Source organism: Corynebacterium sp. p3-SID1056, assembly GCF_025152525.1.
Lineage (GTDB): Bacteria > Actinomycetota > Actinomycetes > Mycobacteriales > Mycobacteriaceae > Corynebacterium.
The window spans coordinates 21,149-44,026 of the sequence record NZ_JALXXL010000004.1 but is presented as its reverse complement, the minus strand read 5'-3'; the positions used below and the strand labels follow the sequence as shown (position 1 = coordinate 44,026).

Sequence of the window (22,878 nt, the reverse complement as noted above, 5' to 3'; positions counted from 1 at the left end):
CTACATCCGCTCCGGGGCCGACACCCCGACCATGGAAAGGGCGTTGGCGAGCACCTGTCGGGTGGCCATCGCCAGCGCGAAGCGCGCGCGGTGGATCGGCGCGACCTCCTCGTCAGCCTTCGGCAGCACCTGGCAGGAGTCGTAGAACTTGTGGAAGGCGCTGGCCAGCTCCTCTGCGTAGCGGGCGACGCGGTGCGGCTCGCGCAGCTCGGCGGCGGCCTTGACCACGGCCGGGAACTCGCCGAGCGTGCGGATCAGGTCGCCCTCCTTTTCGTGCTCAAGCAGGGAGTAGTCCACACCCTCGAATTCGGCGCTGTCCAGGCCCACGGTCTCGGCGTTGCGCGCCAGCGAGCACAGGCGTGCGTGCCCGTACTGCACGTAGTAGACAGGGTTGTCACTCGACTGCTTGGTCCACAGGTCCAGGTCGATATCCAGGCTGGAATCCACCGAGGAGCGCACGAGCGAGTAGCGCGCTCCGTCGACGCCGATCGCATCCACCAGGTCGTCGAGGGTGATGATCGTGCCGGCGCGCTTCGACATCTTCACCGGCTTGCCCTCGCGCACCAGGTTGACCATCTGGCCGATGAGCACCTCGACCGCTTGCGGGTCGTAGCCCAGCGCCTGTGCGGAAGCGCGCAGACGCGCGATGTAGCCGTGGTGATCCGCACCCAGCATGTAGATGGCCAGGTTGTGGCCGCGGTCGAACTTGTCGGCCACATACGCGATGTCACCGGCAATGTAGGCCGCATTGCCGTCAGACTTGAGCACCACGCGGTCCTTGTCGTCGCCAAAGTCGCTCGAGCGCAGCCACCAGGCACCCTCGGACTCGTAGAGGTTGCCGTTGTCCTTCAGCGTCTGGATCGCTGCATCCACCGCGCCCGATTCGAACAGGGAGTTCTCGTGGAAGAAGACGTCGAAATCCACGCCGAACTCGTGCAACGACTGCTTGATCTGCGCAAACATCATCTCCACGCCGGCAGCGCGGAAGGTCTCCTGGACCTCCTCGTCGCTCCCCGCAAGCGCATCCGAATGCTTTTCGACGACCGCGCCCGCGATCTCCTTAATGTATTCCCCACCGTAGCCGTCCTCGGGAGTCGGCTCGCCCTTCGCCGCGGCCACCAGGGAGCGAGCGAAACGGTCGATCTGCCCGCCGTGGTCGTTGAAGTAGTACTCACGGGTCACTTCAGCGCCGGAGGCCTCCAGCACGCGCCCGAGCGAGTCGCCCACGGCCGCCCAGCGGGTGCCGCCCAGGTGGATCGGGCCGGTGGGGTTGGCCGAGACGAACTCGAGGTTGACCTTCTGCCCGTCGTAGCGCTTGGAGCCGCCGTAAGAAGTCCCGGCAGCGAGGATCTCGCCCACCAGCTGGCCCTGCGCGGCAGAGGCCAGGCGCAGGTTGAGGAAGCCGGGCCCGGCAACCTCGGCGGTGTCGATCGCCGCGTCGGCGGCGAGCGCGTCGGCGAGCCAGCCCGCCAGCTCGCGCGGGTTCGTGCCCGCCTTCTTGGCCACCTGCAACGCAACGTTGGTGGCGTAGTCCCCGTGCTCCGGGTTGCGCGGCCGCTCCACGGTCACGGTCTCCGGCACCACGGAGGCGTCGAGGTCGTGCGCGGTAAGTACGGAAACGGCTGCTTGCCTAATGAGCTGTGAAAGATCTGCTGGCGTCATGGGGAGCAAGTCTAATTCACCGCGCGTGCGCTCCCCCACCCACACTCGTCTGCCACCCCCGCCACGCTGATTTCCGCAGGTCAGATTCGCTACATCTGTGATGCACTTTGTCCGGGTTCTTCCTGCGAATACCGTTAACTACATGTCATAATACCTTTAGAATGACGGCGCATACACAGGCTGTACTCGTGTGCCTTTTCGCCATTCTTTTCTCCAACCAAGGACTGCAAATATGGATCAATTCCAAGTCTTCACTGACGCGATCGGCGGGAGCGTCGGCCTCTCGGCGCTCGTGTCCACGCTGCCCCTGTTGACCTTCTTCGTCATGCTGCTCGGCGTCAAAGCCAGCGCACACCTCTCTGGCCTCGTCGCCCTCGGCGCAGCAATTTTGGTGGCCGTCTTCGGCTTCAACATGCCAGTGGGGATGGCCATCTCCTCCGCGTTCCGCGGCGGCTTGTTCGGCCTCTTCCCCATTGTCTTTGTCATCCTCACCGCGATCTGGTTCTACCAAATCACGGTCGCCTCGGGCCGCTTCGAAGACCTGCGCCTGGTCTTTGACAAGATGGGGCACGGCGACGTGCGCATCCAGGCCATCCTCATCGCGTTCTGCTTCGGCGGCCTGCTTGAAGCCCTTGCCGGCTTCGGCGCACCGGTGGCCATTACCGCCACGATGATCCTCGCCCTCGGCATTACGCCGCTGAAGGCCGCGACGATCGTGCTCATCGCCAACACGGCACCCGTCGCGTTCGGCGCGGTCGGCATTCCGATTACCACCGCAGGTGAGGTCGGCGGCCGCACCGTGGAGCAGACCGAAAACATCGCCGCGATCATCGGTAACATGACGCCGCTGCTCGCGTTTTTCATCCCCTTCATCATCGCCGCCATCATCGACGGCAAGCGCGGCATGCGCGAGACCGCACCGGCGGCCTTCGTCGTCGGGCTGACCTTCGGCATTGCTAAGTGGGCAACGTCCCACTACTTCGCCTACCAGCTCACCGACGTCGTCGCGTGCATCGTCGCACTCGGCGCCGCCTTTGCGCTGCTGCGTTTCTGGCAGCCGAAGGGTGTCGCGGAGATGCGCGAGCGCCTCGAACTGTCTCCCCACACCGATACCGCGGAGCTTCCGGGCCACCGCGTGTGGATGGCGCTCATGCCCTACGCCGTCGTCGTGGTGATCTTCGGCGTGGCCAACCTGGGCAGCACCATCCCCGAGTGGCTCAACTCCTTCAAGCTCGAGTTCGCTTGGCCGGCTCTGCCGCAGGGCTCGCTTCTCGACGCCAGCGGCGCCGAAGTCAGCGCCGACTACTCCTTCGCCTACATCAACAACCCGGGCACGCTGCTGGTCATCTCTGGCCTGTTGGTGGCGCTGTTCTACATCATCTTCGACGAGAACGGCCGCTACACACTGACCTGGGGCCAGGTGGGCAAGGAGCTGACCGACACGATGTACCGCATGCGTTGGTCCGCAGCCACGATCTTCCTCGTGCTTGCGCTGGCCTACGTGATGAACTACTCGGGCCAGACCGTGACCATCGGCGAGTTCTTTGCCAACCTCGGCGGCTTCTTCGCCTTCACTGCCCCCATTTTGGGCTGGGTCGGCGTTGCCGTGACCGGCTCGGATACCTCTGCCAACGCCCTGTTCGGCAACCTGCAGGTCACCGCAGCCCAGCAGCTGAATCTCAACCCGGATCTCATGCTTGCGGCCAACACCACCGGTGGTGTCGTGGGCAAGATGATCTCGCCGCAGTCGCTCGCGATTGCCGCAACGGCGGTAGATATGGAGGGTAAGGAGTCCGAGATCTTCAAGCGGGTCGTCGGTTATTCCTTCGTCTTCTTGCTCGCCGTCTGCATCATGGTCTTCCTGCAGACCAACATTCTCAGCTTCATGGCACCGGTCGTAAACTAGTTAAGGTAGTGCCCGGTTGTCGGAGCAATCCGTCACTAGCAATTCACAATAAGGAGTCCACATTGCGAGTAGCACTGTTTTCTACTTGTATCGGCGACGCTCTTTTCCCTGACGCGCACAAGGCTTCCGCACTTGTGTTGTCCCGTCTCGGCTACGAGGTCGTATTCCCCGAAGGCCAGACGTGCTGCGGCCAGATGCATGTCAACACTGGCTACCAGAAGCAGGCCGTGCCCATCATCGAGTCCTACGTCGACGCCTTTGCCGACCCCTCCATCGATTACGTGGTGGCCCCGTCCGGTTCGTGCGCGGGTGCCGTGCGCGAACAGCACGTCTCTATCGCCGACCGTTACGGCAGCGCCGCGCTTGTCGACGGCGCGAAGCAGGCCGCCAAGAAAACCTACGAGCTCTCCGAGTTCATCATCGATGTCGCAGGCACCGAGGATGTCGGAGCGTTCTTCCCCCACCGCGTGACCTACCACGAGTCCTGCCACTCGCGCCGCTTCTTGGAGGTCGGCGAGCGCCCCTACAAGCTGCTGCGCGCAGTCGAAGGCCTCGAACTGGTGGAGCTGCCCAACCGCGAGGAATGCTGCGGATTCGGCGGCACTTTCGCACTGAAGATGTCCGAGGTTTCCGCGGCGATGGTCTCTGACAAGGCCCGCCACATCAAGGACACGAAGGCGGAGTACGTCACCGCCGGTGACTCTTCCTGCCTGATGAACATCGCTGGCGCCATGAGCCGCCAGCACACGGGTGTGCGTGCCCTGCACATGGCTGAAATCCTCGCCTCCACCAAGGCGAACCCGTGGACCCCTGAATCAGCCGCCTACTCGAAGGAGAGCATGCTGTGAAAGTCGCACTCGGTAAACCCCAAATGCCGCCCCACGCGAAGGGCCCGAACCATCTGCGTGGCAGCGAGAAGTTCCAAAAGGCTGCACACCACGAGCTCGACAACGTCACCAAGCGCCGCAACCTGAATTACGCCACCACTGCGATTCGCGTGAAGCGCCAGAACGTTGTCGACGAGCTGGATGACTGGCAGCAGCTGCGCAACGCCGGCTCCTCGATCAAGCAAGACGTCGGCGCGCGGATGCCCGAGCTGCTCGAGGAGTTCGAGCGCAACGTCACCGCCCGCGGTGGCCATGTCCACTGGGCGCGCGACGCGAAAGAGGCCAACGAGATCATCGCAGGACTCATCGAGGAGACCGGCGAGACCGACGTGGTCAAGATCAAGTCGATGGCCACCCAGGAAATCGCACTGAACGAGGAGCTGGAAAAGCGCGGCATCACCGCGCAGGAGACCGACCTGGCCGAGCTGATCGTGCAGCTGGGCGAGGACTTCCCCTCCCACATTCTGGTGCCGGCGATTCACCGCAACCGCTCCGAGATCCGCAATATCTTCGTCGACAAGATGCCGAACACGGACGAGTCGTTGACCACCGACCCGGCCGAGCTAGCCGAGGCTGCCCGCCAGTACCTGCGCGAGCAGTTCATGAAGGCGAAGGTGGCCATCTCGGGCGTGAACTTCGGTGTCGCGGAGACCGGCACGGTGTCCATCGTGGAATCCGAGGGCAACGGGCGCATGTGCCTGACCATGCCGGAGACCCTGATTTCTGTCATGGGCATTGAGAAGCTGCTGCCCACCTTCCAGGACCTGGAGGTCTTCCTGCAGCTGCTGCCGCGCTCCTCCACCGGTGAGCGCATGAACCCGTACACCTCCCTGTGGTCCGGTGTCACCGAGGGCGATGGCCCACAGAACTTCCACATCGTCCTGCTGGATAACGGCCGTACCGCCGCACTGTCGAACGAGATCGGCCGCGAAGCGCTCAAGTGCATTCGCTGCTCGGCCTGTCTGAACGTATGCCCGGTCTACGAGCGCGCCGGCGGCCACTCCTACGGTTCGACCTACCCGGGCCCGATCGGTGCGATCCTCACCCCGCAGCTGACGGGCATGGAGGACCTCAACGACCCGAACTCCTCGCTGCCGTACGCCTCTTCGCTGTGCGGGCGCTGCAACGAGGTGTGCCCGGTGAAGATCCCGATCACCGACATCCTGTTGGAGATGCGCCACCAGAAGGTGGAGCAGCACAACCCGCCGCTCGAATCCAAGGCCTTCGGCCTGATCGCCATGATGTGGGGCAAGCCGAAGCTCTGGGACAAGGCAGTGCGCATGGTCGCGCTCGGCCGCGTACTTGGCGGCTTCAAGGGCGAGATCTCCTCGATGCCTGCGCCGATCAATGGCTGGACCGACTACCGCGACGTTGCAGTCCCGCCGAAGAAGTCCTTCCGCCAGTGGTGGGAGACGGATGAAGCGCGCGACCTGCTCGCCGCAGAGCGCAAGCGCGGCGTACCCGGCCGCGATTCCGAGGCCAACAAGACCGACTTTGTCGACCCAAACACCGGAGAGGATAAGTAATCATGGCAGCCAATGTTTCCTCCCGTAACGCGGACGCGAAGAAGGAGATCCTGACCCGCATCCGCAATGCGCAGAAGCTCTCCAACGCGCCCGCCTACGTCGAGCCGGTCCGCGAGTACAACACCTCCTCGGACCACACCCCTGAGCAACTGCGCGAGATCCTCGTCGATCGCCTGCTGGACTACAAGGCCACCGTGGTGGAGACCTCCGAGGCGGATCTGGCAAGCAACATTGCCAAGATCCTCGCCGAGCGCGGCGCCAAGGACATCGTCTACGCCCCCGGTCTGGACGAGTCGCTCTTCGCCGAGTTCGACGGCTCCTCCCGCGCCGATGACCCGGCCGCAGACCCGCGCGAGCTTGGCGACGTCGGTGCCGTCGTCACCGACTCCAAGGTGACCTCCGCCCAGACGGGCTCAATCGTGCTCGAGTCCGGTGATGTGTGCGGCCGCCGCGCGCTGTCGCTCGTGCCCGATCGCCACGTGGTGATCGTGCGCCCGGATTCCCTGGTCTACGGCGTGCCTGAGATGATCAGCCGCATCGATCCGGAGAAGCCGGCCACCATGATTTCCGGTGGTTCCGCGACCTCCGACATCGAGCTGGTCCGCGTCGAGGGCGTGCACGGCCCCCGCGATTTGATCGTGATGGTCGTCCACTAATACTGCACACACAAAGTGGCCGGTACCGAGTTTGGTACCGGCCACTTTGCTGTCATTGTTTCCCGTGTCACGCCTCCTCAAAGGCGCACAATCATCATGCGATACCAGCCCTGCAAATCCGTGAAAACTCCCTGGCCCAACCCATGGATGTGTCTAGGAACTCCCGGACTCCCCCGCGCCACGCTCGCTTCTCGACGCCACCTACACACCGATTAACTCCCCACCACCGGCGGGTGCTACGCTCTATCCTGTTGTCTTCACATGCGGACACTTCCGCGGAAGAAGTGCAACGATGTCTCCGTAGCTCAGTGGATTAGAGCATCGGTTTCCGGTACCGAAGGTCGCAGGTTCGAGTCCTGTCGGGGACACTGTCGGGGACACTGTCGGGGACACTGTCGGGGACACTGTTGTCATCAGTCGCGACATAGTTGACAACTCAGTCGCGACATGGTGGACAAACCGGTGCCTCGGTTTTTGTTTCTCCGAGGTGCCGGTTTTGTTTTAGGCCAGTGGGGGGTGGCCTTTTCGCCAGGATGGTTTTTGGGGTAACTGCGGGGTGTGTCATGTAGTGCTCGGTGCAGGTTTCGCTGACGCTTGCGCGGGATGCGATCATGCGCCGGTGGCGGGGCCTCAGGCGCTCGCCATGTGTCGAATCGTGCGCTGCAAGCTGCTAAGGCCGCCTGGTGTCTTGCCTGACTGATCCCCGACTGGCTTTGCGCCACGCGGTGGCTGGTTGGTGTCAACTATGTCGCGACATACACGACAAACCGGTGCCTCGATTTTTGTTTCCCGAGACATCGGTTCTGTTTAAGATCTTCAAAAACCTCCGCGTCATTCCTGTACCCACAATGTAAAAAGCTCGAGCCAAACTCTAAGTGGAGGAATGAAACGAATTGATCCGCAGTATGCCGCCGATAAGGGATAATATCTAACTTAGACATATTCAACAGATTCGCCCATGCGTTCGATTCTTCATGAAGTGAATGTCAGCTAGCCACTATATAGTCGGCAGTCAGTGACCAAAGGAGGTGAGCATGAACCACAAAGCAGTATCTAACGATTTGAGCTTGGATTTAAAGTTGAATGGAGATCTTAACTCTATCGACGCCACGACCGTAATAAGAGGCTTAGATCTTTTGCGGAAGCTGGTCGCAGGTCTCAGCCCAGAGGGTTCTCCAATCAAAATGGGGAAACTGGAAGAAGGAAGCTCGGTCACCGGAGTCCTAGTTTCCGGCCACCTCTCCGCTCGTATATCGACTGGCATAGAGCACATCCGCTCACAGAGGACAATGCCATCTGGCTGGACCTCTAGAGAGGCTAAGATTGTCCGCGATTTGGCACAACTGTCGAAACGCGCTGGGGTGGAATCAGTTGAACTATTACAATCGAATCAATCGACAAGAACCCCTCTAGATCCGGAGTTGATTTCTGCGGTGAATGAGACGCTTGACAGAACCGCCATCACCATCGGCTCTGTCATTGGCGAGCTATACAGTTACCACGTAACCCAGAGAGGTTTGGTTGCAAAGTTGCGGGAGTCGTTATCCGGCAACGAAGTCAAGGTTAATTTCAAGGAAGATCTAGACGAAGAGGTCCGTAGCCACTTGCGACAAGAGGTCGAGATCTCTGGAATCCTAACTCGGCATCCAGAATCTCACCGAGCGGAAGAAATCGACGCGAAATCAGTTGAGTCGCTTAATCGCCCAGCCCATAAGATCAACCCCAGGGGAATTTGGCGGGACCTCGCCAACGAAGGTGCCACAACCGAGAGCATGATGGCTGCAATACGCGTCGAAGGCTACGACGAAGTGAACTGGAAACGAAAGTAAGAGATGCTGTCAAACAAACCCGTCTTACGCGTCGCTGTCGACACTAACTTACTGGTGAGCATTTTTCTGGATCAGGATGACGATTTGAACGATCGCACACAGGCAGTTCTAAACAGCCCTGATGTTCAATTAGTTCTCCCCACTTTTGTAGGTATCGAAACCGTCGGGACCCCCTCCATGCGTAACGGATCTAACATAGCTCCTGTAAGCAACCGTTACATCGACTCGGCTAAAGAGTATTTCGATAGCTGCGGTGCACTCTGGGTTGAAGTGAACCGAAGAGTGATGTTGCGGGCTCAGGACTATTGCAATCGCTATCTACTGAAGCCACCAGATGCAACAATCCTGGCTTCGGCTGTTGAAGCAGAGTGCGATTTCTTGTACACCCACGACGCCCAACTCATAAAGAATGCTCAAGGGATAGACCACATTACTGTTGCAGAGCCTCCACCACTACCGCCACCAGAACCAGTACAAACTCGGATTGACCTCTGCTAGAACAAACCACGCACACCCCAGGCAGCCCACAATGATGATCAAGTTGCCAGCGGAGGAGCCTTTCCCGTGATCGCATCACCGTGCAAGCGGCAGCCGCGACGGGTGTCCCACCACTATCCCCCGAGGTGCCCTCTACCCACAAAATCGCCGCACGCTCTTTTGTGTGCCACGAGCTAGTGATCACTTAAGGCAGCGTCAAGAAAGTGGAGGTCACCATACAGGCCGTAACAAGTGCGTCACAGCGGCAGCAGCACGAACCCCTAACACGGCGAATTAACGGATATTGTGTAATTGAGGGTGGTGGCAATCGGTCGTTAACCGGGCTGGATGTAGCTTCGAACTCCATTTAACTGGTCAGTCATGAGGATCCGTGAAGCCCCGGGGAAACTTTTCAAATTCCCAACAAACGGATCCTTTACCTGCACGAATCGCAAGGCTTGCAGGTCTGCTTCGTCTTTATCTTTAGATGCACGAGTCTGCGTGCCGCGGACTCATGGCTACTCGTCCAACTCCCCCATCTCCTTCGCCGCCGCCATGAGTTCCGCCAACGCACCGATGACCCCGCGCAGCACGTCACGGTCGCTCGAAAGCAGCGCGTCGCGCTGCTTGCGCTCCTCGATACCGGAGAAAATCGCCCGCGTCGCCTCACCCTGGAACTTTTTGGACCGCTTCAACTGTTCCTTGTTGTTGGTCCGTCCCAGTTTTCGGGCCTCCGTCTGCTCCGACAACGTGCCCCACGCCGCGACAATCATCTGCGCAGTCTCGCCAGAGGTCACATCGACACCGGCCAACGAAAAGATGTCGTTGACCTTCTCCACCGCCTCGTCGAACGCCGCACGCAGCGGGGTCGAGTCCCCACCGAGTGCGACCTCGAACGTCGGTACTTTCAACGCCTCGCCGCCGCCCTCGGTAAGCGAACGGTCAACCTCCGTCTCGCCCTGGGTAATCGCCACACCGGCGAGCGAGATTCCGGTGATGAAGTCCTCGTCCTCGTCGTCGTGTTCGGATAAGTGGAGATTGCGCTCCAACACCGCCGCGAGCATGGCGCGCTTGGATACCTCCGCGTCGGCGTACGCGACAATCTGGCTTAGGAACTCGTAGGCGTGCCGGTACTTCTCCGCGTTGGCCTTGAAGTCCCGCGCGGCCTCACGTCCCTCCTTTCCGGAGTCGCGCCGCGTGCGCCATCGTTTGATGATGTCACCGGCGGCACCGCGCAACGCCTCCGAATCAGACCCCGCCATGTACGCCTGGGCGACCTTCTCCATCTCGTCGGGCGTGTAGAACCCGGCGGTGTCGAGTTCGTCCCCAAGCGTGTGAAGGGAGTTCGGGTCGATGTCGGTGTCAATCTCCGCGCCCTCGTAGTAGCGCCGGAAGTCCTTGACGATTAAGTCCGGGTCGTTGACAAAATCAACCACCATCGGCGTGGGTTTACCAGGGAAAATGCGGTTGAGACGTGAAAGCGTTTGCACGGTGGTGACACCGGAGAGTTGCTTGTCCACGTACATCGCGCACAGCCTCGGCTCGTTGAAACCGGTCTGGAACTTATTCGCCACAATGATGACGCGGTAGTCGAAATCATCGTTCTTAAACGCCTGCTCAACGTCCGAGACCCCGTTGAGTTGGACCTCGGTGACCGGTTCGGAATCCTCGTCGACGCGCACCGCGTCAGAGAACGCCACCAGCGAGCGGAAGTCGTATCCCCGGGCCGCGATGTACTTGTTCATCTCGTCGGACCACCGCACCGCGGCCTTGCGCGAGGAGGTCACGACCATCGCGCGGGCCTCCCCGCCGAGATGGTGCGCAACATTGCGGCGGAAGTGCTCGATGACCACCTCCACCTTTTGCGCAATCGAGGTTGGGTGGAGCCGGACGAAGCGCACCATGTCGGTCACTGCTGCCGACTGGTCCACCTCCTCGGTTCGTCCCAACTCGTCGCGCACCTCGGCCCACATCTGGTAGGTCGAGTAGTTGCCGAGCACGTCGAGAATGAACCCCTCCTGAATGGCCTGCCCCATCGGGTAGGTATCGAACGCCACGTAATGCCCGTCCGGGGTTTCGGTACCGAACAGGCGCAGCGTCTTGCCCTTGGGGGTGGCCGTGAGCGCGATGAACGTGAGGTTCGCCGCGACCGCTATGGCCTCCTGCCGCAGTTCCAAAAGGTCGTCGGCTGTGTACTCCTCGTCCTCGTCAAGTTCGACGTCCGTGAGCAGTTCGCGCAGCGCGGACGCGCTCGACCCGGTCTGGGAGGAGTGGGCCTCGTCTGCAATAACGCACCACCGACGCCCAGCGAGTTCGTCGGTTTCGTCGAGCAGTTTCAGCACATGCGGGAACGTCTGCAACGTGCAGGTAACGATGTGGTCGCCGTCCTCAATGGCCTTGCGCAGTTGCGGTGACTTGGCCCCGGAGTTCTCGCCGACCGAGACCACCAGCCCCAGCGAGGCGTCCATCATCTGCATGTCCTGGCGGATATTGGTATCGAGCGCCGTGCGGTCGGTAATCACGATGACCGAGTCAAACGTTTTCTCGCCGTCGGGTCCCACATGCCGGATAAGTCGGTGAGCGAGCCACGCGATGGTTTTGGTCTTGCCGGAGCCCGCGGAGTGCTCGATAAGGTAACGCCCACCGGGTCCCCGCTGCGTCACGTCCCTGGTGACGCGCTCGACAGCGCGGAGTTGGTGGTATCGCGGGAAGATGAGTTTGCCGCCAGGCGTTCCCCGCTTCGGTGTTGCGTCAGGCTCCCACACGGCAAAGTCGCGCAAAATGCGCAGGAAGGCTTCGCGCTCCAGCACGTCCTCCCACAGGTAGGAGGTCTCCGACTTGCCCGGAATCGGCGGGTTTCCCGCGCCGCCGTCGACGCCGCGGTTGAACGGCAGGAAGTAGGTGTCTGCGCCCTTGAGTGCGGTGGTCATGTAGACTTCCGCGTTGGAGACGGCGAAGTGGACCAGGCACCGCCCCGGTAGCAGGAGACGGCGCGCGGTGCTGGGGATACGGTCCTCGCGGTACTGCTTGCGCGCCTGGGCGACCGACTGGGTGTGGTCGGTTTTCAGTTCCATCGTGACGACCGGGATACCGTTGACCGTGAGCACGAGGTCGACGGTCTCGTTCGTCTTTGGGTCGAAGTGAACCTGGCGGAGCACACGCAGGATATTCTTCTCGGCTCGTTCAGTCGCTGTTTTCACCAGCGGGTTCGCCGGTGGGAACGCCACCATTGGGCCGAAGGACGCGGAGCGCGCTCCCACCTGGGCGTACTTGAGGCCCTCGCGCAGGGTGCCGAGCAGCCCGCCAAGGGTTCGTCCCGTCTGCGGGTCCTTGCGAGTCCTCGTTTCGAGGCGGTCTGCGATGTACTCCAGGAGTTTGCGCTCGGCTACCTGGCGGCTGGGTTCGGTCGCGTCCGCCGGGACTGCCTTTTCATACTCGTCCGGGTACTGGGTGGACAGCCATTCCAGGACGTCGGCTGGGTAGAGCGCAAGCCTGCGGTCCCACCCGTCGTCCTTCTTGTCCTCCTCGAAAGTCCATCCGCGCTCGGAAAGCGCGTTGCAGATGGCGGTTTCGTGCGCGTGTTCGCTGGTGATACTTGGCTTAACCATTGTTGGTCTCCTGGGTGGTGGGGACGTCGATTTGGCCGGTCACGGCGGCAGCAATGACGGCGGTGCGGCGCTCGGCGAGCAGGTCGCGCAGTTCGGTGATGTCGGCGAGCATGGCGTCAATCTCGGCGGTCTCGCGGTCAATCTCGTCGGCAATGCGGAGTTGTTCTTCGAGCGGAGGAAGTGGAAGTTCTAGGTCGGCCAGCATGTGCATACGGAGGGACGCAACGGTAGAACTCGCGCCCCCGTAAAGCACCGTGTCGGGAAAAATCCGGGTAAATGCCTCAAAGAAATAGCGCGGATTGACACCTCTAAAGTTGGTAAGTGCATAGACACGCTGATGGACTTTCATCCTCCCCTCTGCATAGTGGAATACCTTTCCCACACCCGCACCGTCCCCGGCGGTGAGCACGGCTGGCCCCTCTATGTCCCAACCGGACGAACGTAAAATGTTGTTCGACCTTACGTAGAAGGGATACTCACCGTCCTCCGTTGCGTCCTGGGTGTCGCCGTAACCAGTACCGATGCCACAAAGGAACTTCACTCGAACGTTAGGTACAGCGACCCCGAGGTTTCTTGCCCGATTCAATGCGCGGGAGAACCCCGCGTTTCGCCGCTCCGTGAGCAGCGCCTCCATCTCGTCCAGGTCGGCGCTCATGGCGTCGATTTCGGCGGTCTCGCGGTCGAGGTAGTCCGCAATGGCGCGCTGGGTTTCGAGCGGTGGCAGCGGTAGGTCTAGAAGGGAGAACCGGTCAAAACTAATTCTCTGTCCCACCCGAATCTCGGTTGTCAAGAGACTTAGGTTTTGAATAACATCGCGCGACTTCATTAAATGACCCAAGTAATCCGGTGAGTACAACGGACTTGGTCGCAGAACACGGTAGTCACCGCTTACCTTTCCTGCTACCGGGCTTCGTTCCAACCCGGACAGGTGACTCGCCATACTGATGATGAAGTCGTCGGGTTCGACGTGCTTCATATTGGCGGCAGACTTTGTGTTCTTCACGAGTTGATGACCGGTAATATCCCGGTACTCGTCCTGCGTCACGACGCCGTAGTTTTGCGACGGGGTGAGATGTGGGTCGTCTGGTCTGGCGAGTTCCTTTGACTCGGAAAATCCGACCCCGGCTGGAATTACACCCCAACTAGACGGGACACGTCCCGCCCAGGTTCGATAACTGGTGATCACTCCCGCACCTCCGCAAACTTCTCGGCCAGACGCCCCATCACCACAGACACATCAGCGTCAATCTCCTCCAACGGACGAACCGGCTCCGGGGTGTAGAACACCCGCTTAAACGGAATCTCGTAGCCGACCTTCGCCGCGGCCTCGTCCCAGGTCACATCGGGTGCGAATGGGAGGACCTCGCGCGCCATGTGCTCGTCGACGTCTTCGGTCAGCGGGATACGCTCGGTCATCGTAAACGCCGGGTCAAGCACCGGGCTGCCCTTGCGGTCCACCGCGGGTTCCGCGGTCTCGTCCGGCACACCGACGGCCTTTAACGCGGCGTCGATAACACCGGCGGGCATTTTCACCCCGTAGGTTTTCGCAGCCACCTTCATCGCCTCTGGCAAGTCGTTAAACGCCACGCTCTTCACGTCGTCCAGGACGTCGGCGTGCTCCGGGACTGCGGACTTGTGCGCGAGCACCGTCGCCACCGTCTCCGGGGTGACCTCGACGCGCAGCCGGGCCTGCTTGGTCACCTTCACGTCCCTGAAACCCAGGTCGTTCGGCGCGAGCACCCTCGACATCGCGGAGTCCTCGAACGCCGCGTACGCCCGGAGTACCTGCTTACGGTCGGGCTCCTTCATCTCGCGGCGCTTATCGCCCAGGCCCTTGTCCGGGACAGACCAACACTCGGAGGCGTCGATTAACTGCACAAAGCCCTTGCGATGCTCCTCCTTGTTCGTGTCGAGAATCCAGACGTAGGTGCTAATCCCGGTGCCGTAGAACATGTTGGTGGGGAGTTGAATAATCGCGTCTACCAGGTCGTTTTCGAGTAGCCACGCGCGAATCTGGTCGGGGCCGGAGCCGGGCCCGCCGGTGAACAAGGGCGACCCGTTGGAGACCACGGCGCCGCGGCCGCCAGACCCATTTTCGCCCGCGGGCATGAGTTTCGCCGCGACGTGAGACAGGAACAGCATTTGGCCGTCGTCCTTGCTCGGCAGGCCGTGGCTAAAGCGCGAGCCGGGCACCTTGGCCTGCTCTTTCACCGACTTCTGCTGCACCTCCCAGTCCGAGCCGAACGGAGGGTTGGACAAGATGTACTCGAACTGCTCGCCCTCGTAGAGGTCGGTCAGCAGCGTATCGCCGTGGCGGATGGCGTCCGGCTCACCGCCCTGGATAAGCAGGTCCGCCTTGCCAATCGCATACCCGGTCGGCATAAGTTCCTGGCCCGCGAGCACAACCTCGATGTCGGGGTTGAGTTCTTTCAGCGCACGCTCGGCGACGAGCAACATGCCGCCGGTACCCGCCGTGGGGTCGTAGACGGTACGCGAGGCGCCGTCGGAGGTCAGCCCCACGTCATCGGAGGCGAACAAGATGTCCACCATGAGACGGATAGCGTCACGCGGGGTGTAGAAAGCGCCCGCTGCCTTCCCCTTCGTGTTGAACGCCTTATACATGACGTGCTCGAACAGGTCGCCCATCTGGGCGTCGGGCAGCGCCTCCATGCTCATGTCGATGGTCGAAAAGTGCTTCACGACCGGCCACAGACGGTTCGCGGTGTCGAGCGTTTTCATCTTCACCGCGAAATCAAAGGCGTCCCAGACGTCGCGCACGGAGGCCGAAAAAGCGCCGACATAGTCCATGAGTGCCTCGTAGACGTGGTCGTCGGTTTTCGCAATGGTGGTCAAGTCGAGCCGCGAGGAGCTATAGAAGGACAGACCGAATCGGTTCTGCACCTCCCAGTCAATCATCTCGTCGCTCACGCCCTCCTCTTTCAGACCCCAGACGAGGTCGAGGACCTCGTCTTTTGTCGGCGCGAGGATACATTCGAGACGGCGCAGCACCGTCATCGGCAAGATGTAGTCGCCGTAGTCCTCCGGTTCGACAATGGACCGCAAGAATCGGTCTGCGGTGTTCCACACGACGGATTGATTGAGTTCCGCTGTGCTCATGCGGGTGTGCCTCCTTGTAGGCAGGTAAAGCGTGATGTATCCACGGTAAACGGCACGGGAGCAAAAGTTCCCGGGACACGCGTAAGTCGGAGTTGCCCAGGAGGCCATTGCCCTTATCCGCCAAAGGGAAAGATCGACATCGGGATCACCTACGCCCCGCCTGAAGCCCCACGGCGCGTAAGTTCGCTGAGCTTTGCAAGACGGTCCCCTTCCGCATCAACGCGGGGATCTGCAAACGAAGAGGAATGCATGCACGCGGAGGCTTTCCCACCGTCTCTCGGCTGAGTGACCACATGTGCTTGCCCACCGTCGACGGTTACAGACACGGTCCGTCCATCCGCGCCAATGAGCGGCTCAGATCCCCTCGTAACCTCTCGGGCAAATGGCGACAAGCCACTTATGGACGAAGGCCACGAAGAATGGATGGGGACCGCTCGTGGCTTTGTACAACGCCTAGAAAACTCGTCCTGAAGCTCCCGGAATTGCGCAGCTAATTCGAAGAGCAGTGCCAACCAACCCCACAAGGTGTAAGTATTAGCTGACTAATTATTCCTCGGAACTGAGCTGGTCCGGGAACCACTCCAGAACTTGGGCAAAGCGCTCGCGCCCACGCGGGATGACGTTGAGCGAGACAATGCCTGCCTGATTGAGACAGTCCTGACCAATCGCCTCGACATGATCGAAGAAGACGCCGTCATCCGAGAAATCGACCGTCGCGTCAACCGGAATAAATCTCGACACGGGCAGTGGGGGGAAGGTAGCGAACTCATGCGGCCTGTGCAGGCGCAGCGGCTCACTACATTCCCACTCAATCCCGACCCTCAGATCATATGCGCCACTGCCATTTCGTTTACTCATGCCGCGGGTGGCGAGCATAAAGTCGGCCACGAACGCCTCGATAAAGAACGCAGCAATCGCCACTCCATTTTCCTCTGTCACCGGCAGTCTCACCAATGCGGATACCGAGCCGTCATCGTGGAAACCTAGGTACGACTCCGGACGCTTCGTTTCGTCCGCCAATGAGACGTACCGCCAGCTACGAAACCCTCGGCGTGGATAGGTGTTTTGGAAGTATGCACCAAACGGAGTCTCGGGGCGAGAGTAGTCCAATAGATTTTCCCGTTGATTCACCAGTCGGTTCATAAATTGGGTCACATTCCGGCTCTCCATAGAGTCCGTCACGGTCTCCGTGGCGGGCCGCGCGACGGCTACTGCCCAGTAACCATCTGATGCAGCCATGTCGTTGGTCCGTTCATAGAGGTCCAACAGCATCTCGCGCTGTTTTCGGGATGTTGCAAACCGCTGCTGGTAAAGACGGGCAATCTCCGACTCAGAAAGCCAGCCGGTGTCCGCCCCATGGCGAACCGGGACACGAAACTTCCTGTCCTTGTCAAAGAGCATGTGAGGAACTTGCTGACTTGTCGGAACTACGACCACTAGGGCTCTTGGGCCGTCCTCCGAACCGAGGGGAATGAGCTCAACGTTGTGGAGTGGGGGCGTGACATGGTTGTAGGCAACACGCTTGTACGCCTGGATGTAGTTGTCATCAACTTCGCCGATGTCGTAGCGATCGCCCGCCTGACTGTTATTGTCCGTCACACCGTAGACGAGCACGCCACCTCCATAATTGGCCATGGCCGCCAAGTCCTTCTTCACATCTGATTGGACGAGCGACTCCTTTGGGGGCAGCGAACGTTTGAAGTCCAGAGACTCGGACTCCGGGATGCTGTTCGTGACGGTTTGAGTAACCATCTCGTCAGTAATAGGACCTGCGGATAGACCCAGAGCTCGGTGGAGTGAAGTGAACATGTACCCCAGCGTAGCTACCGCTCTCGAAAAAATGAGCTCGATGTGTTTGGCCGACTCCATACCGCGACAAGAAACTGCGAGAGTGTCTGATGGTTTGTGTATGGGTACCTCACCCGCATAAGGAGATGAGCCAGAATGCCTACTGTGGCACGTCTCGCGTGGTGCATCGTCGCCAAACAACCACTCGCAAAGCACATCCGTGTCATTCGTGCCACAATGCGGCAGTGTGAGGATCGAGAAGCAACGCTCCCGAAAACCGTCCAGTAATCCGAAGTACGCAACCTCCCCCTCCACCACCCACTACCGCGGCACGTCGCCGGCACGCACACAGGCGACGAGGTTCCGCAATAAGCAGCGAATCCCGATGATCCCAGCGTATTAGAGGTCTGCTACAGGAGTTCGTCGATAAGCGAGCGCACGCGAGTGTCAATGTCGTCGCGTACGAGGCGCATGCGCTGCATGCCTTCGACGCCGCGGAGCGACGGTTCGTCGGTGCGCCAGCGCTCCAGCGTGCCGCGGGCGTCGTCGGGTATTTCCACCTGCGCGTCTTCGCCGAGCACCACGACGCGATCAACGCTGCACAGCAGTTCCGGATCGATGGGTTTGGGCGTGCCGTGCGACATGTCGGCGCCAGCCTCTGCGATCGCCTCGACCGATTCCTGGTTCAGCGACGTGCCAGGTTTCGTGCCAGCGGAGTGGATGCCAATCCGGCTACCCGCATACTTCTCGGCGAGCGCCGCCGCCATCTGGGACTTTCCGCCGTTGCCGACGCACACAAACAAGACTGAGGGCTTCACAACGTCTCCTTAGGACAATCTGGGCAGGGTTGGGTCACCCGGGAACAATTTCGGGCCAATCCCCCGCATGAGGTAGACCAGGCCGACGAGGACGGGGATCTCGATAAGCGGCCCGATGGTGCCCGCCAGCGCCTGGGCGGAGGTGGCGCCGAAGGTGCCGATGGCCACTGCGATGGCCAACTCAAAGTTGTTACCAGCGGCCGTGAATGCCACTGAGGCCGACTGGGCGTAGTCCATACCGGACAGTTTGGCTACCACGAGCGCAACAATGAACATGCCGACGAAGTAGCACAGCAGCGGGATCGCCACCCGCGCCACCGTCCACGGCTGAGAGAGAATCTGGTCGCCTTGCAACGAGAAGAGCAGGACGATTGTGTACAGCAGACCGATCAGCGCGAGCGGAGAGATCCGGGGCAGGAAGGTGTTTTCGTACCAGTCGCGGCCCTTGGTGCGCTCGCCAATGATGCGAGACAGCAGCCCGGCCAACAGCGGGATGCCCAAAAAGACCAGCACGGAGGACACGATCGCCCAGAAGGAAAACTCCACCGAGGTGGTCTCCAACCCCAACCAGCTCGGCAGGATTTGCAGGTAGAACCAGCCCAACACACCGAACATGACCACTTGGAACACCGAGTTGATGGCCACTAAGACCGCGGTAGCTTCACGGTCGGCGCAGGCGAGATCGGACCACACCAACACCATGGCGATGCAGCGAGCAAGACCGACGATGACCAAACCGGTGCGCAGCTCCGGGGCGTCCGGCAGGAAGATCCAGGCGAGCGCAAACATGAACGTGGGACCGACAATCCAGTTCAAGATGATTGAGACGGTCATTAACCGTTTGTCGGTGGCAATCTCGCGGGTCTTGTCGTAGCGCACCTTGGCCAAGGGCGGGTACATCATCACCAGAAGGCCGAGCGCGATCGGAAGCGAGATGCTTCCGACTTCGAGGCGATCGAGTGCGCCCGAAAGGCCCGGTACCGCCCGACCGAGGGCGAGGCCCGCCGCCATGGCGAGCATGATCCACACCGGTAGGAAGCGGTCAAGAAATGACATACGCTCTACTGGCTGAGAGGTTGTGTCTTCCATCTAGAATCCTTGTCTATTGACAGCAATCAATGCGAACCCTAAGCGGCATATTCATCACTGTCAATATGACATGATAGGAAGCATGAACAACTACGTCACCGCCACAGAAAACACTGGCCTCGACTGCTGCTCGCTGGGCTCCGGATTGCTCTCCGAAGACGACGCGACGCGTTACGCGGACCTGTTCAAAGTTTTGGCGGACCCCGGGCGACTACAACTTCTCTCCAGGATCGCCGAAGAGGGCTGCGAGCCGATGAGCGTGGGCGAACTCACGCAACGCTCTGGGCTAAGCCAACCGACCGTCTCCCACCACCTCAAAAAGCTTACCGAGGCCGGTCTCGTAGAAAAGAGCCGCCAGGGCAGGACGGTCATACACCGGCTGCGCCCGAAGCTGTTCGAGGAACTTCGCGCCGTGCTGCAAATCGGCTGAGATGCCTACCCTCAGGACCCCTCTCCCCGGCACGCAGTATCAACTATGTCGTGACTTCGGACATGTTGGCTTACCGGAAGAGGCGTCGCTATGGATGCGTGCGTTGCAGAACGGAATGAGCACGCCCAAGCCAAGAGCACGTCGCCGTGACCAAACCGTCCACCTCGGTTCCGATGCGTGCAAGACCCAAACCGGAGCCTCGCAGGAGGCCGTTGTCTCTATCCATCAAACGGAAAAACCGACATCGGGATCACATACGCCCCGCCTGAACCCCCACGGCGCGTAAGTTCGCTGAGCTTTGCAATACGTTTCCCTTCCGCATCAACGCGGGGATCTGCAAACGAAAAGGAATGCACACGGAGGCTTTCCGCGCCGTCTCTCGGCTGAGTGACCACATGTGCTTGCTCACCGTCGACGGTGACAGACACGACCCGTCGATCCGCGCCAATGAGCGGCTCAGATTCCCTCGTAACCTGGTTCTCCAGGTCTACTTCCGTCACGGTGCCGTGGTCGGAAACGAACGACACGTTGCCTTGCCTGTAGCGAGAGGACCTGTTGAGCCCCGGTTCAGGCAGCGAATCCAGATTCCCTTCGTGTTGCGCGCTATCGTCATCGACAGCAAACACATCTGCGCCGCCAGCATCATCGGGAAATGCAATGTAGGAGATCTCTTCCCCACATCCGAGGGCGGAGAAGAATTCCGACGCGACGACGCCGGACGGGCCGCCGTCGATAAGTGCTTCGGACAGCAGCCCGCTTTCGCCCATCCGCACAATCGCGAGTCCACTGCCGTCATCTTCATCGCGTTCTAGCCAGACCGCTGTCTTGTCATCGCACGCCCTCAGCGCAACCGGCCGCATATCCCGCGTGACCACGCTTGTCGCACCCTCGGTGGCAATGACGATGCGGCTCGCGTACGCGCTCGAGTTCCCGCTTTCGTTGAAAACGAAAACTGCTGTTTCAGCGTTTGCCGATCCAGCTGACGTTGACTGAGTCGGCAGTCCCAGATCCGCAACCGGTCTCACGTGGTGTCTCTTGAACTGCGAATCAAACACAACGAGCTGGTCCCTATCCGGAGCAACAAAGCCCTCGCCGAGTTTTTGCATCGATGGGTTGTACACCGATGCAAGCTCCGCGAGAGATCCCGCCTCATCCGGGTTCGCCCCAAACACATAGTTGTGGTTGTCTGCGGAAGGGGCGGCCGAGACGGCGCGAGCGATCCCGCCCCACTGCCACGAAGTGGAGTCAGGCGAGGGCGCAGTGCTCTCGTGCGTGCACGAAGTAGCCGCAAGGGCACAAACACCGAGCGCACATGTGGCGAGGGGTTTTCGAAATAGTCTTTTGAGCATCGTCGATCCTTAGGACCTGTCATGGTTTACGCGCCGCGGAGCGCCGCCGCTATCAGCCACGTGAGGTCTGAGCGGCACATTGCGAATTGCGTGTGCTTCTCCCTCATCACCCGACGTGTGTCACCCCTCACACTAGATTTTCGTGTACGCTACCGCCCACCGTTTACATGTCAAACACATACAACTACCGGCCAGCAGATACGCTACGCTCAGAATATGCGAATCTCCCCTGCCCTCACGCTTGTTGCAATCCCCTGCCTTATTTTGAGCGGATGCAGCAGTGATACAGGATCTCAAGAGCAACCCGAAACCATCACGGTGACGCAGACGACGACGCCGACTGATTCCCCGGCACCGGAAGAACAGCAAGATCCCGTCGAGAAGCAGCCAGAGAGCGAAGAGAAGGAAACACAGGAAGTAGCACCCCCTTCCCCTGCTCAGACTGCTAGATACACCATCAACCCTGGCCAGATCGGCGGCGACTGCGGCACGACCGCAGATGGGCTTACCTTAAGCGCTGGGGACGCAACCTCATGCGAGTTCGCCGGCGCGATGTACGAGGCGGGCATCAACGCCGAGTACCGGTGGCGGCAGCTCCGCCCAGACATCAATGGCGCATACGGCGCTGAGCTTACGGTAGCCAGCCCCATTACCAAGGAAACCTACGAGATTTCTTGTGCAATAGGAAGCGATCAGCGCTACCTGGGCTGCGGCGTATACGACGACAACTCAGTCCACGTCTCCGTTGGTCCTGTTACCGACTACGGCGGCTGGACATCTCGCCTCAACATTGTCGAGCACCAGCCCCAACCGCCGCAATAAACGTCAAAAGGGCCAGCCACCTCCACGTGGCTGGCCCTGTCTGCGTAGTGCCCGCTAGAACTCCGCCGGCATGATAGCCCAGGCCGCAAGGTATGCCAGGAACATCGGGAAGATACCGAACAGGAGCAGGAAGACAGCGATCACGCGCACGATCACCGGGTCGATGTTGAAGTACTGGGCGAATCCGCCGCAGACACCGCCGATCATCTTGTCCGTCATGGAACGGGTCAGGCGCTTCGGTGCGTTGTTCGGGTCGTAGTTCTGGTAAGTCATCTCGGTGACTCCCCTTCCTTATGTGCCGCTGTGGTGTGTACGGTTCCCATTAAACGGAAAAACGCATACGCCGACAACGGGGTTTCCCCGGATCTCTACCCTGATCTTTCACCCCTAGGGGTCAGCGGTGCGAAGAGTCCGTCATTGGCTGTGCGCCACGGTAATCCGCGTGCCCCGGCACATTGGTCACGCCCAAGACGCTGGTGAAAAACGCGCGCAGCGGCGCAGCAGTCTCCGGGTCCATGTGATCGAACACGAGGCGACGCACGCTTTCCACGTGCTCCGGGGCGGCCGCCTCGAGCCGGCGCATCCCCTCGTCAGTGAGGCAGACGAGTACGCCGCGGGCATCCCCGGGGCTTTTCTCCTTAGTCACGAGTCCGCGTTTTTCCATGCGGGTGACCTGGTGCGAGGTCCGCGAGCGGTCCCAGTCCAGGGCGTTGCAGAGGTCGCGGAGGCGGAGCGCGTGTTCCTCGGCTTCGGATAGGCTCACGAGCACGGCGAACTCCGATGAAGAAAGATCGGACTCGGCCTGCAGCGTGTCGTCGATTACACGCGAGATCTTTCTGCTCGCCGCAAGCATGAGCCGCCAGAGTTCCTGCTCATCATCGTTGAGCCAGCGAGGATCATGTGTCATGCGTACT

18 protein-coding genes and 1 tRNA gene are annotated in these 22,878 nt (G+C 60.6%); 9 read left to right on the top strand and 10 right to left on the bottom strand.

The window, feature by feature from the left end:
• Positions 1-1,662, bottom strand: coding sequence for an arginine--tRNA ligase (gene argS / locus M3G14_RS04695; protein WP_259925024.1), 1,662 nt, complete (start codon positions 1,660-1,662; stop codon positions 1-3).
• A gap of 232 nt (positions 1,663-1,894) precedes the next feature.
• Between argS and M3G14_RS04690 the strand changes: the two genes are divergently transcribed.
• The 7 genes from M3G14_RS04690 to M3G14_RS04660 all read left to right on the top strand — a co-directional run bounded on the left by M3G14_RS04690 (position 1,895) and on the right by M3G14_RS04660 (position 8,964).
• The gene (locus M3G14_RS04690) at positions 1,895-3,568 is read left to right on the top strand and encodes an L-lactate permease (protein WP_259925022.1); all 1,674 of its coding nucleotides are present in this window, start codon (positions 1,895-1,897) and stop codon (positions 3,566-3,568) included.
• Positions 3,569-3,630: 62 nt separating this feature from the next.
• Positions 3,631-4,416 (top strand): (Fe-S)-binding protein, encoded by a 786-nt coding sequence (locus tag M3G14_RS04685; RefSeq protein WP_259925021.1) that lies wholly within the window; start codon positions 3,631-3,633, stop codon positions 4,414-4,416.
• 23 nt (positions 4,417-4,439) lie between these two features.
• Positions 4,440-5,981, top strand: a complete 1,542-nt coding sequence (locus tag M3G14_RS04680) for a LutB/LldF family L-lactate oxidation iron-sulfur protein (protein WP_396122195.1) — start codon at positions 4,440-4,442, stop codon at positions 5,979-5,981.
• 2 nt (positions 5,982-5,983) lie between these two features.
• Positions 5,984-6,637, top strand: a complete 654-nt coding sequence (locus M3G14_RS04675) for an LUD domain-containing protein (protein ID WP_239244314.1) — start codon at positions 5,984-5,986, stop codon at positions 6,635-6,637.
• 294 nt (positions 6,638-6,931) lie between these two features.
• Positions 6,932-7,005 (top strand) — tRNA-Arg (locus M3G14_RS04670).
• A 666-nt stretch (positions 7,006-7,671) separates the two neighbouring features.
• On the top strand, positions 7,672-8,466 hold the full coding sequence (locus M3G14_RS04665; RefSeq protein ID WP_259925015.1) for a hypothetical protein: 795 nt from the start codon (positions 7,672-7,674) through the stop codon (positions 8,464-8,466).
• Positions 8,467-8,469: 3 nt separating this feature from the next.
• Complete coding sequence (locus M3G14_RS04660; RefSeq protein WP_259925014.1) at positions 8,470-8,964, top strand: PIN domain-containing protein; 495 nt, start codon at positions 8,470-8,472, stop codon at positions 8,962-8,964.
• A gap of 497 nt (positions 8,965-9,461) precedes the next feature.
• Here the strand turns inward: M3G14_RS04660 and M3G14_RS04655 are convergent, their stop codons facing one another.
• The 6 genes from M3G14_RS04655 to arsB form a co-directional block, all read right to left on the bottom strand.
• The gene (locus M3G14_RS04655) at positions 9,462-12,551 is read right to left on the bottom strand and encodes a type I restriction endonuclease subunit R (RefSeq protein WP_259925011.1); all 3,090 of its coding nucleotides are present in this window, start codon (positions 12,549-12,551) and stop codon (positions 9,462-9,464) included.
• On the bottom strand, positions 12,544-13,596 hold the full coding sequence (locus M3G14_RS04650) for a restriction endonuclease subunit S (RefSeq protein WP_259925010.1): 1,053 nt from the start codon (positions 13,594-13,596) through the stop codon (positions 12,544-12,546). The genes M3G14_RS04655 and M3G14_RS04650 overlap by 8 nt, the downstream gene beginning before the upstream one ends.
• A gap of 137 nt (positions 13,597-13,733) precedes the next feature.
• Positions 13,734-15,668: a class I SAM-dependent DNA methyltransferase gene (locus M3G14_RS04645; RefSeq protein ID WP_259925008.1), complete on the bottom strand. Its 1,935-nt coding sequence runs from the start codon at positions 15,666-15,668 to the stop codon at positions 13,734-13,736.
• A gap of 546 nt (positions 15,669-16,214) precedes the next feature.
• Positions 16,215-17,477, bottom strand: a complete 1,263-nt coding sequence (locus tag M3G14_RS04640) for a helix-turn-helix domain-containing protein (RefSeq protein ID WP_259925007.1) — start codon at positions 17,475-17,477, stop codon at positions 16,215-16,217.
• 389 nt (positions 17,478-17,866) lie between these two features.
• Positions 17,867-18,274, bottom strand: coding sequence for a low molecular weight phosphatase family protein (locus tag M3G14_RS04635; RefSeq protein WP_259925006.1), 408 nt, complete (start codon positions 18,272-18,274; stop codon positions 17,867-17,869).
• Positions 18,275-18,283: 9 nt separating this feature from the next.
• Entirely contained in the window at positions 18,284-19,363 is a 1,080-nt protein-coding gene (gene arsB / locus M3G14_RS04630; RefSeq protein ID WP_259925005.1) for an ACR3 family arsenite efflux transporter, read from the bottom strand.
• 82 nt (positions 19,364-19,445) lie between these two features.
• Here arsB and M3G14_RS04625 point away from each other — a divergent pair, with 82 nt between their 5' ends.
• Positions 19,446-19,793, top strand: coding sequence for a helix-turn-helix transcriptional regulator (locus tag M3G14_RS04625; protein ID WP_259925004.1), 348 nt, complete (start codon positions 19,446-19,448; stop codon positions 19,791-19,793).
• A 218-nt stretch (positions 19,794-20,011) separates the two neighbouring features.
• Here M3G14_RS04625 and M3G14_RS04620 read toward each other — a convergent pair whose 3' ends face one another.
• On the bottom strand, positions 20,012-20,899 hold the full coding sequence (locus M3G14_RS04620) for a hypothetical protein (protein ID WP_259925002.1): 888 nt from the start codon (positions 20,897-20,899) through the stop codon (positions 20,012-20,014).
• Between the two features lie 561 nt (positions 20,900-21,460).
• Between M3G14_RS04620 and M3G14_RS04615 the strand changes: the two genes are divergently transcribed.
• Positions 21,461-21,964 carry a hypothetical protein gene (locus M3G14_RS04615; RefSeq protein WP_259925001.1) on the top strand — a complete coding sequence of 168 codons (504 nt, stop codon included), beginning with the start codon at positions 21,461-21,463 and terminating at the stop codon, positions 21,962-21,964.
• 54 nt (positions 21,965-22,018) lie between these two features.
• Here the strand turns inward: M3G14_RS04615 and M3G14_RS04610 are convergent, their stop codons facing one another.
• Both M3G14_RS04610 and M3G14_RS04605 read right to left on the bottom strand, forming a co-directional pair.
• A complete protein-coding gene (locus M3G14_RS04610) occupies positions 22,019-22,237 on the bottom strand; it encodes a PspC domain-containing protein (protein WP_259925000.1) in 219 nt (72 codons plus the stop codon).
• Between the two features lie 121 nt (positions 22,238-22,358).
• Positions 22,359-22,871 carry a MarR family winged helix-turn-helix transcriptional regulator gene (locus tag M3G14_RS04605; protein WP_259924998.1) on the bottom strand — a complete coding sequence of 171 codons (513 nt, stop codon included), beginning with the start codon at positions 22,869-22,871 and terminating at the stop codon, positions 22,359-22,361.
• Positions 22,872-22,878: the final 7 nt, after the last annotated feature.

What these genes read in the sequence shown, in the direction of transcription:
- argS (WP_259925024.1), bottom strand. Translation starts at nt 1,662, where the DNA reads ATGACGCCAGCAGATCTTTCACAGCTCATTAGGCAAGCAGCCGTTTCC.
- M3G14_RS04690 (WP_259925022.1), top strand. Translation starts at nt 1,895, where the DNA reads ATGGATCAATTCCAAGTCTTCACTGACGCGATCGGCGGGAGCGTCGGC.
- M3G14_RS04680 (WP_396122195.1), top strand. Translation starts at nt 4,440, where the DNA reads ATGCCGCCCCACGCGAAGGGCCCGAACCATCTGCGTGGCAGCGAGAAG.
- M3G14_RS04675 (WP_239244314.1), top strand. Translation starts at nt 5,984, where the DNA reads ATGGCAGCCAATGTTTCCTCCCGTAACGCGGACGCGAAGAAGGAGATC.
- M3G14_RS04665 (WP_259925015.1), top strand. Translation starts at nt 7,672, where the DNA reads ATGAACCACAAAGCAGTATCTAACGATTTGAGCTTGGATTTAAAGTTG.
- M3G14_RS04660 (WP_259925014.1), top strand. Translation starts at nt 8,470, where the DNA reads ATGCTGTCAAACAAACCCGTCTTACGCGTCGCTGTCGACACTAACTTA.
- M3G14_RS04655 (WP_259925011.1), bottom strand. Translation starts at nt 12,551, where the DNA reads ATGGTTAAGCCAAGTATCACCAGCGAACACGCGCACGAAACCGCCATC.
- M3G14_RS04645 (WP_259925008.1), bottom strand. Translation starts at nt 15,668, where the DNA reads ATGAGCACAGCGGAACTCAATCAATCCGTCGTGTGGAACACCGCAGAC.
- M3G14_RS04640 (WP_259925007.1), bottom strand. Translation starts at nt 17,477, where the DNA reads ATGTTCACTTCACTCCACCGAGCTCTGGGTCTATCCGCAGGTCCTATT.
- arsB (WP_259925005.1), bottom strand. Translation starts at nt 19,363, where the DNA reads ATGGAAGACACAACCTCTCAGCCAGTAGAGCGTATGTCATTTCTTGAC.
- M3G14_RS04625 (WP_259925004.1), top strand. Translation starts at nt 19,446, where the DNA reads ATGAACAACTACGTCACCGCCACAGAAAACACTGGCCTCGACTGCTGC.
- M3G14_RS04620 (WP_259925002.1), bottom strand. Translation starts at nt 20,899, where the DNA reads ATGCAAAAACTCGGCGAGGGCTTTGTTGCTCCGGATAGGGACCAGCTC.
- M3G14_RS04610 (WP_259925000.1), bottom strand. Translation starts at nt 22,237, where the DNA reads ATGACTTACCAGAACTACGACCCGAACAACGCACCGAAGCGCCTGACC.
- M3G14_RS04605 (WP_259924998.1), bottom strand. Translation starts at nt 22,871, where the DNA reads ATGACACATGATCCTCGCTGGCTCAACGATGATGAGCAGGAACTCTGG.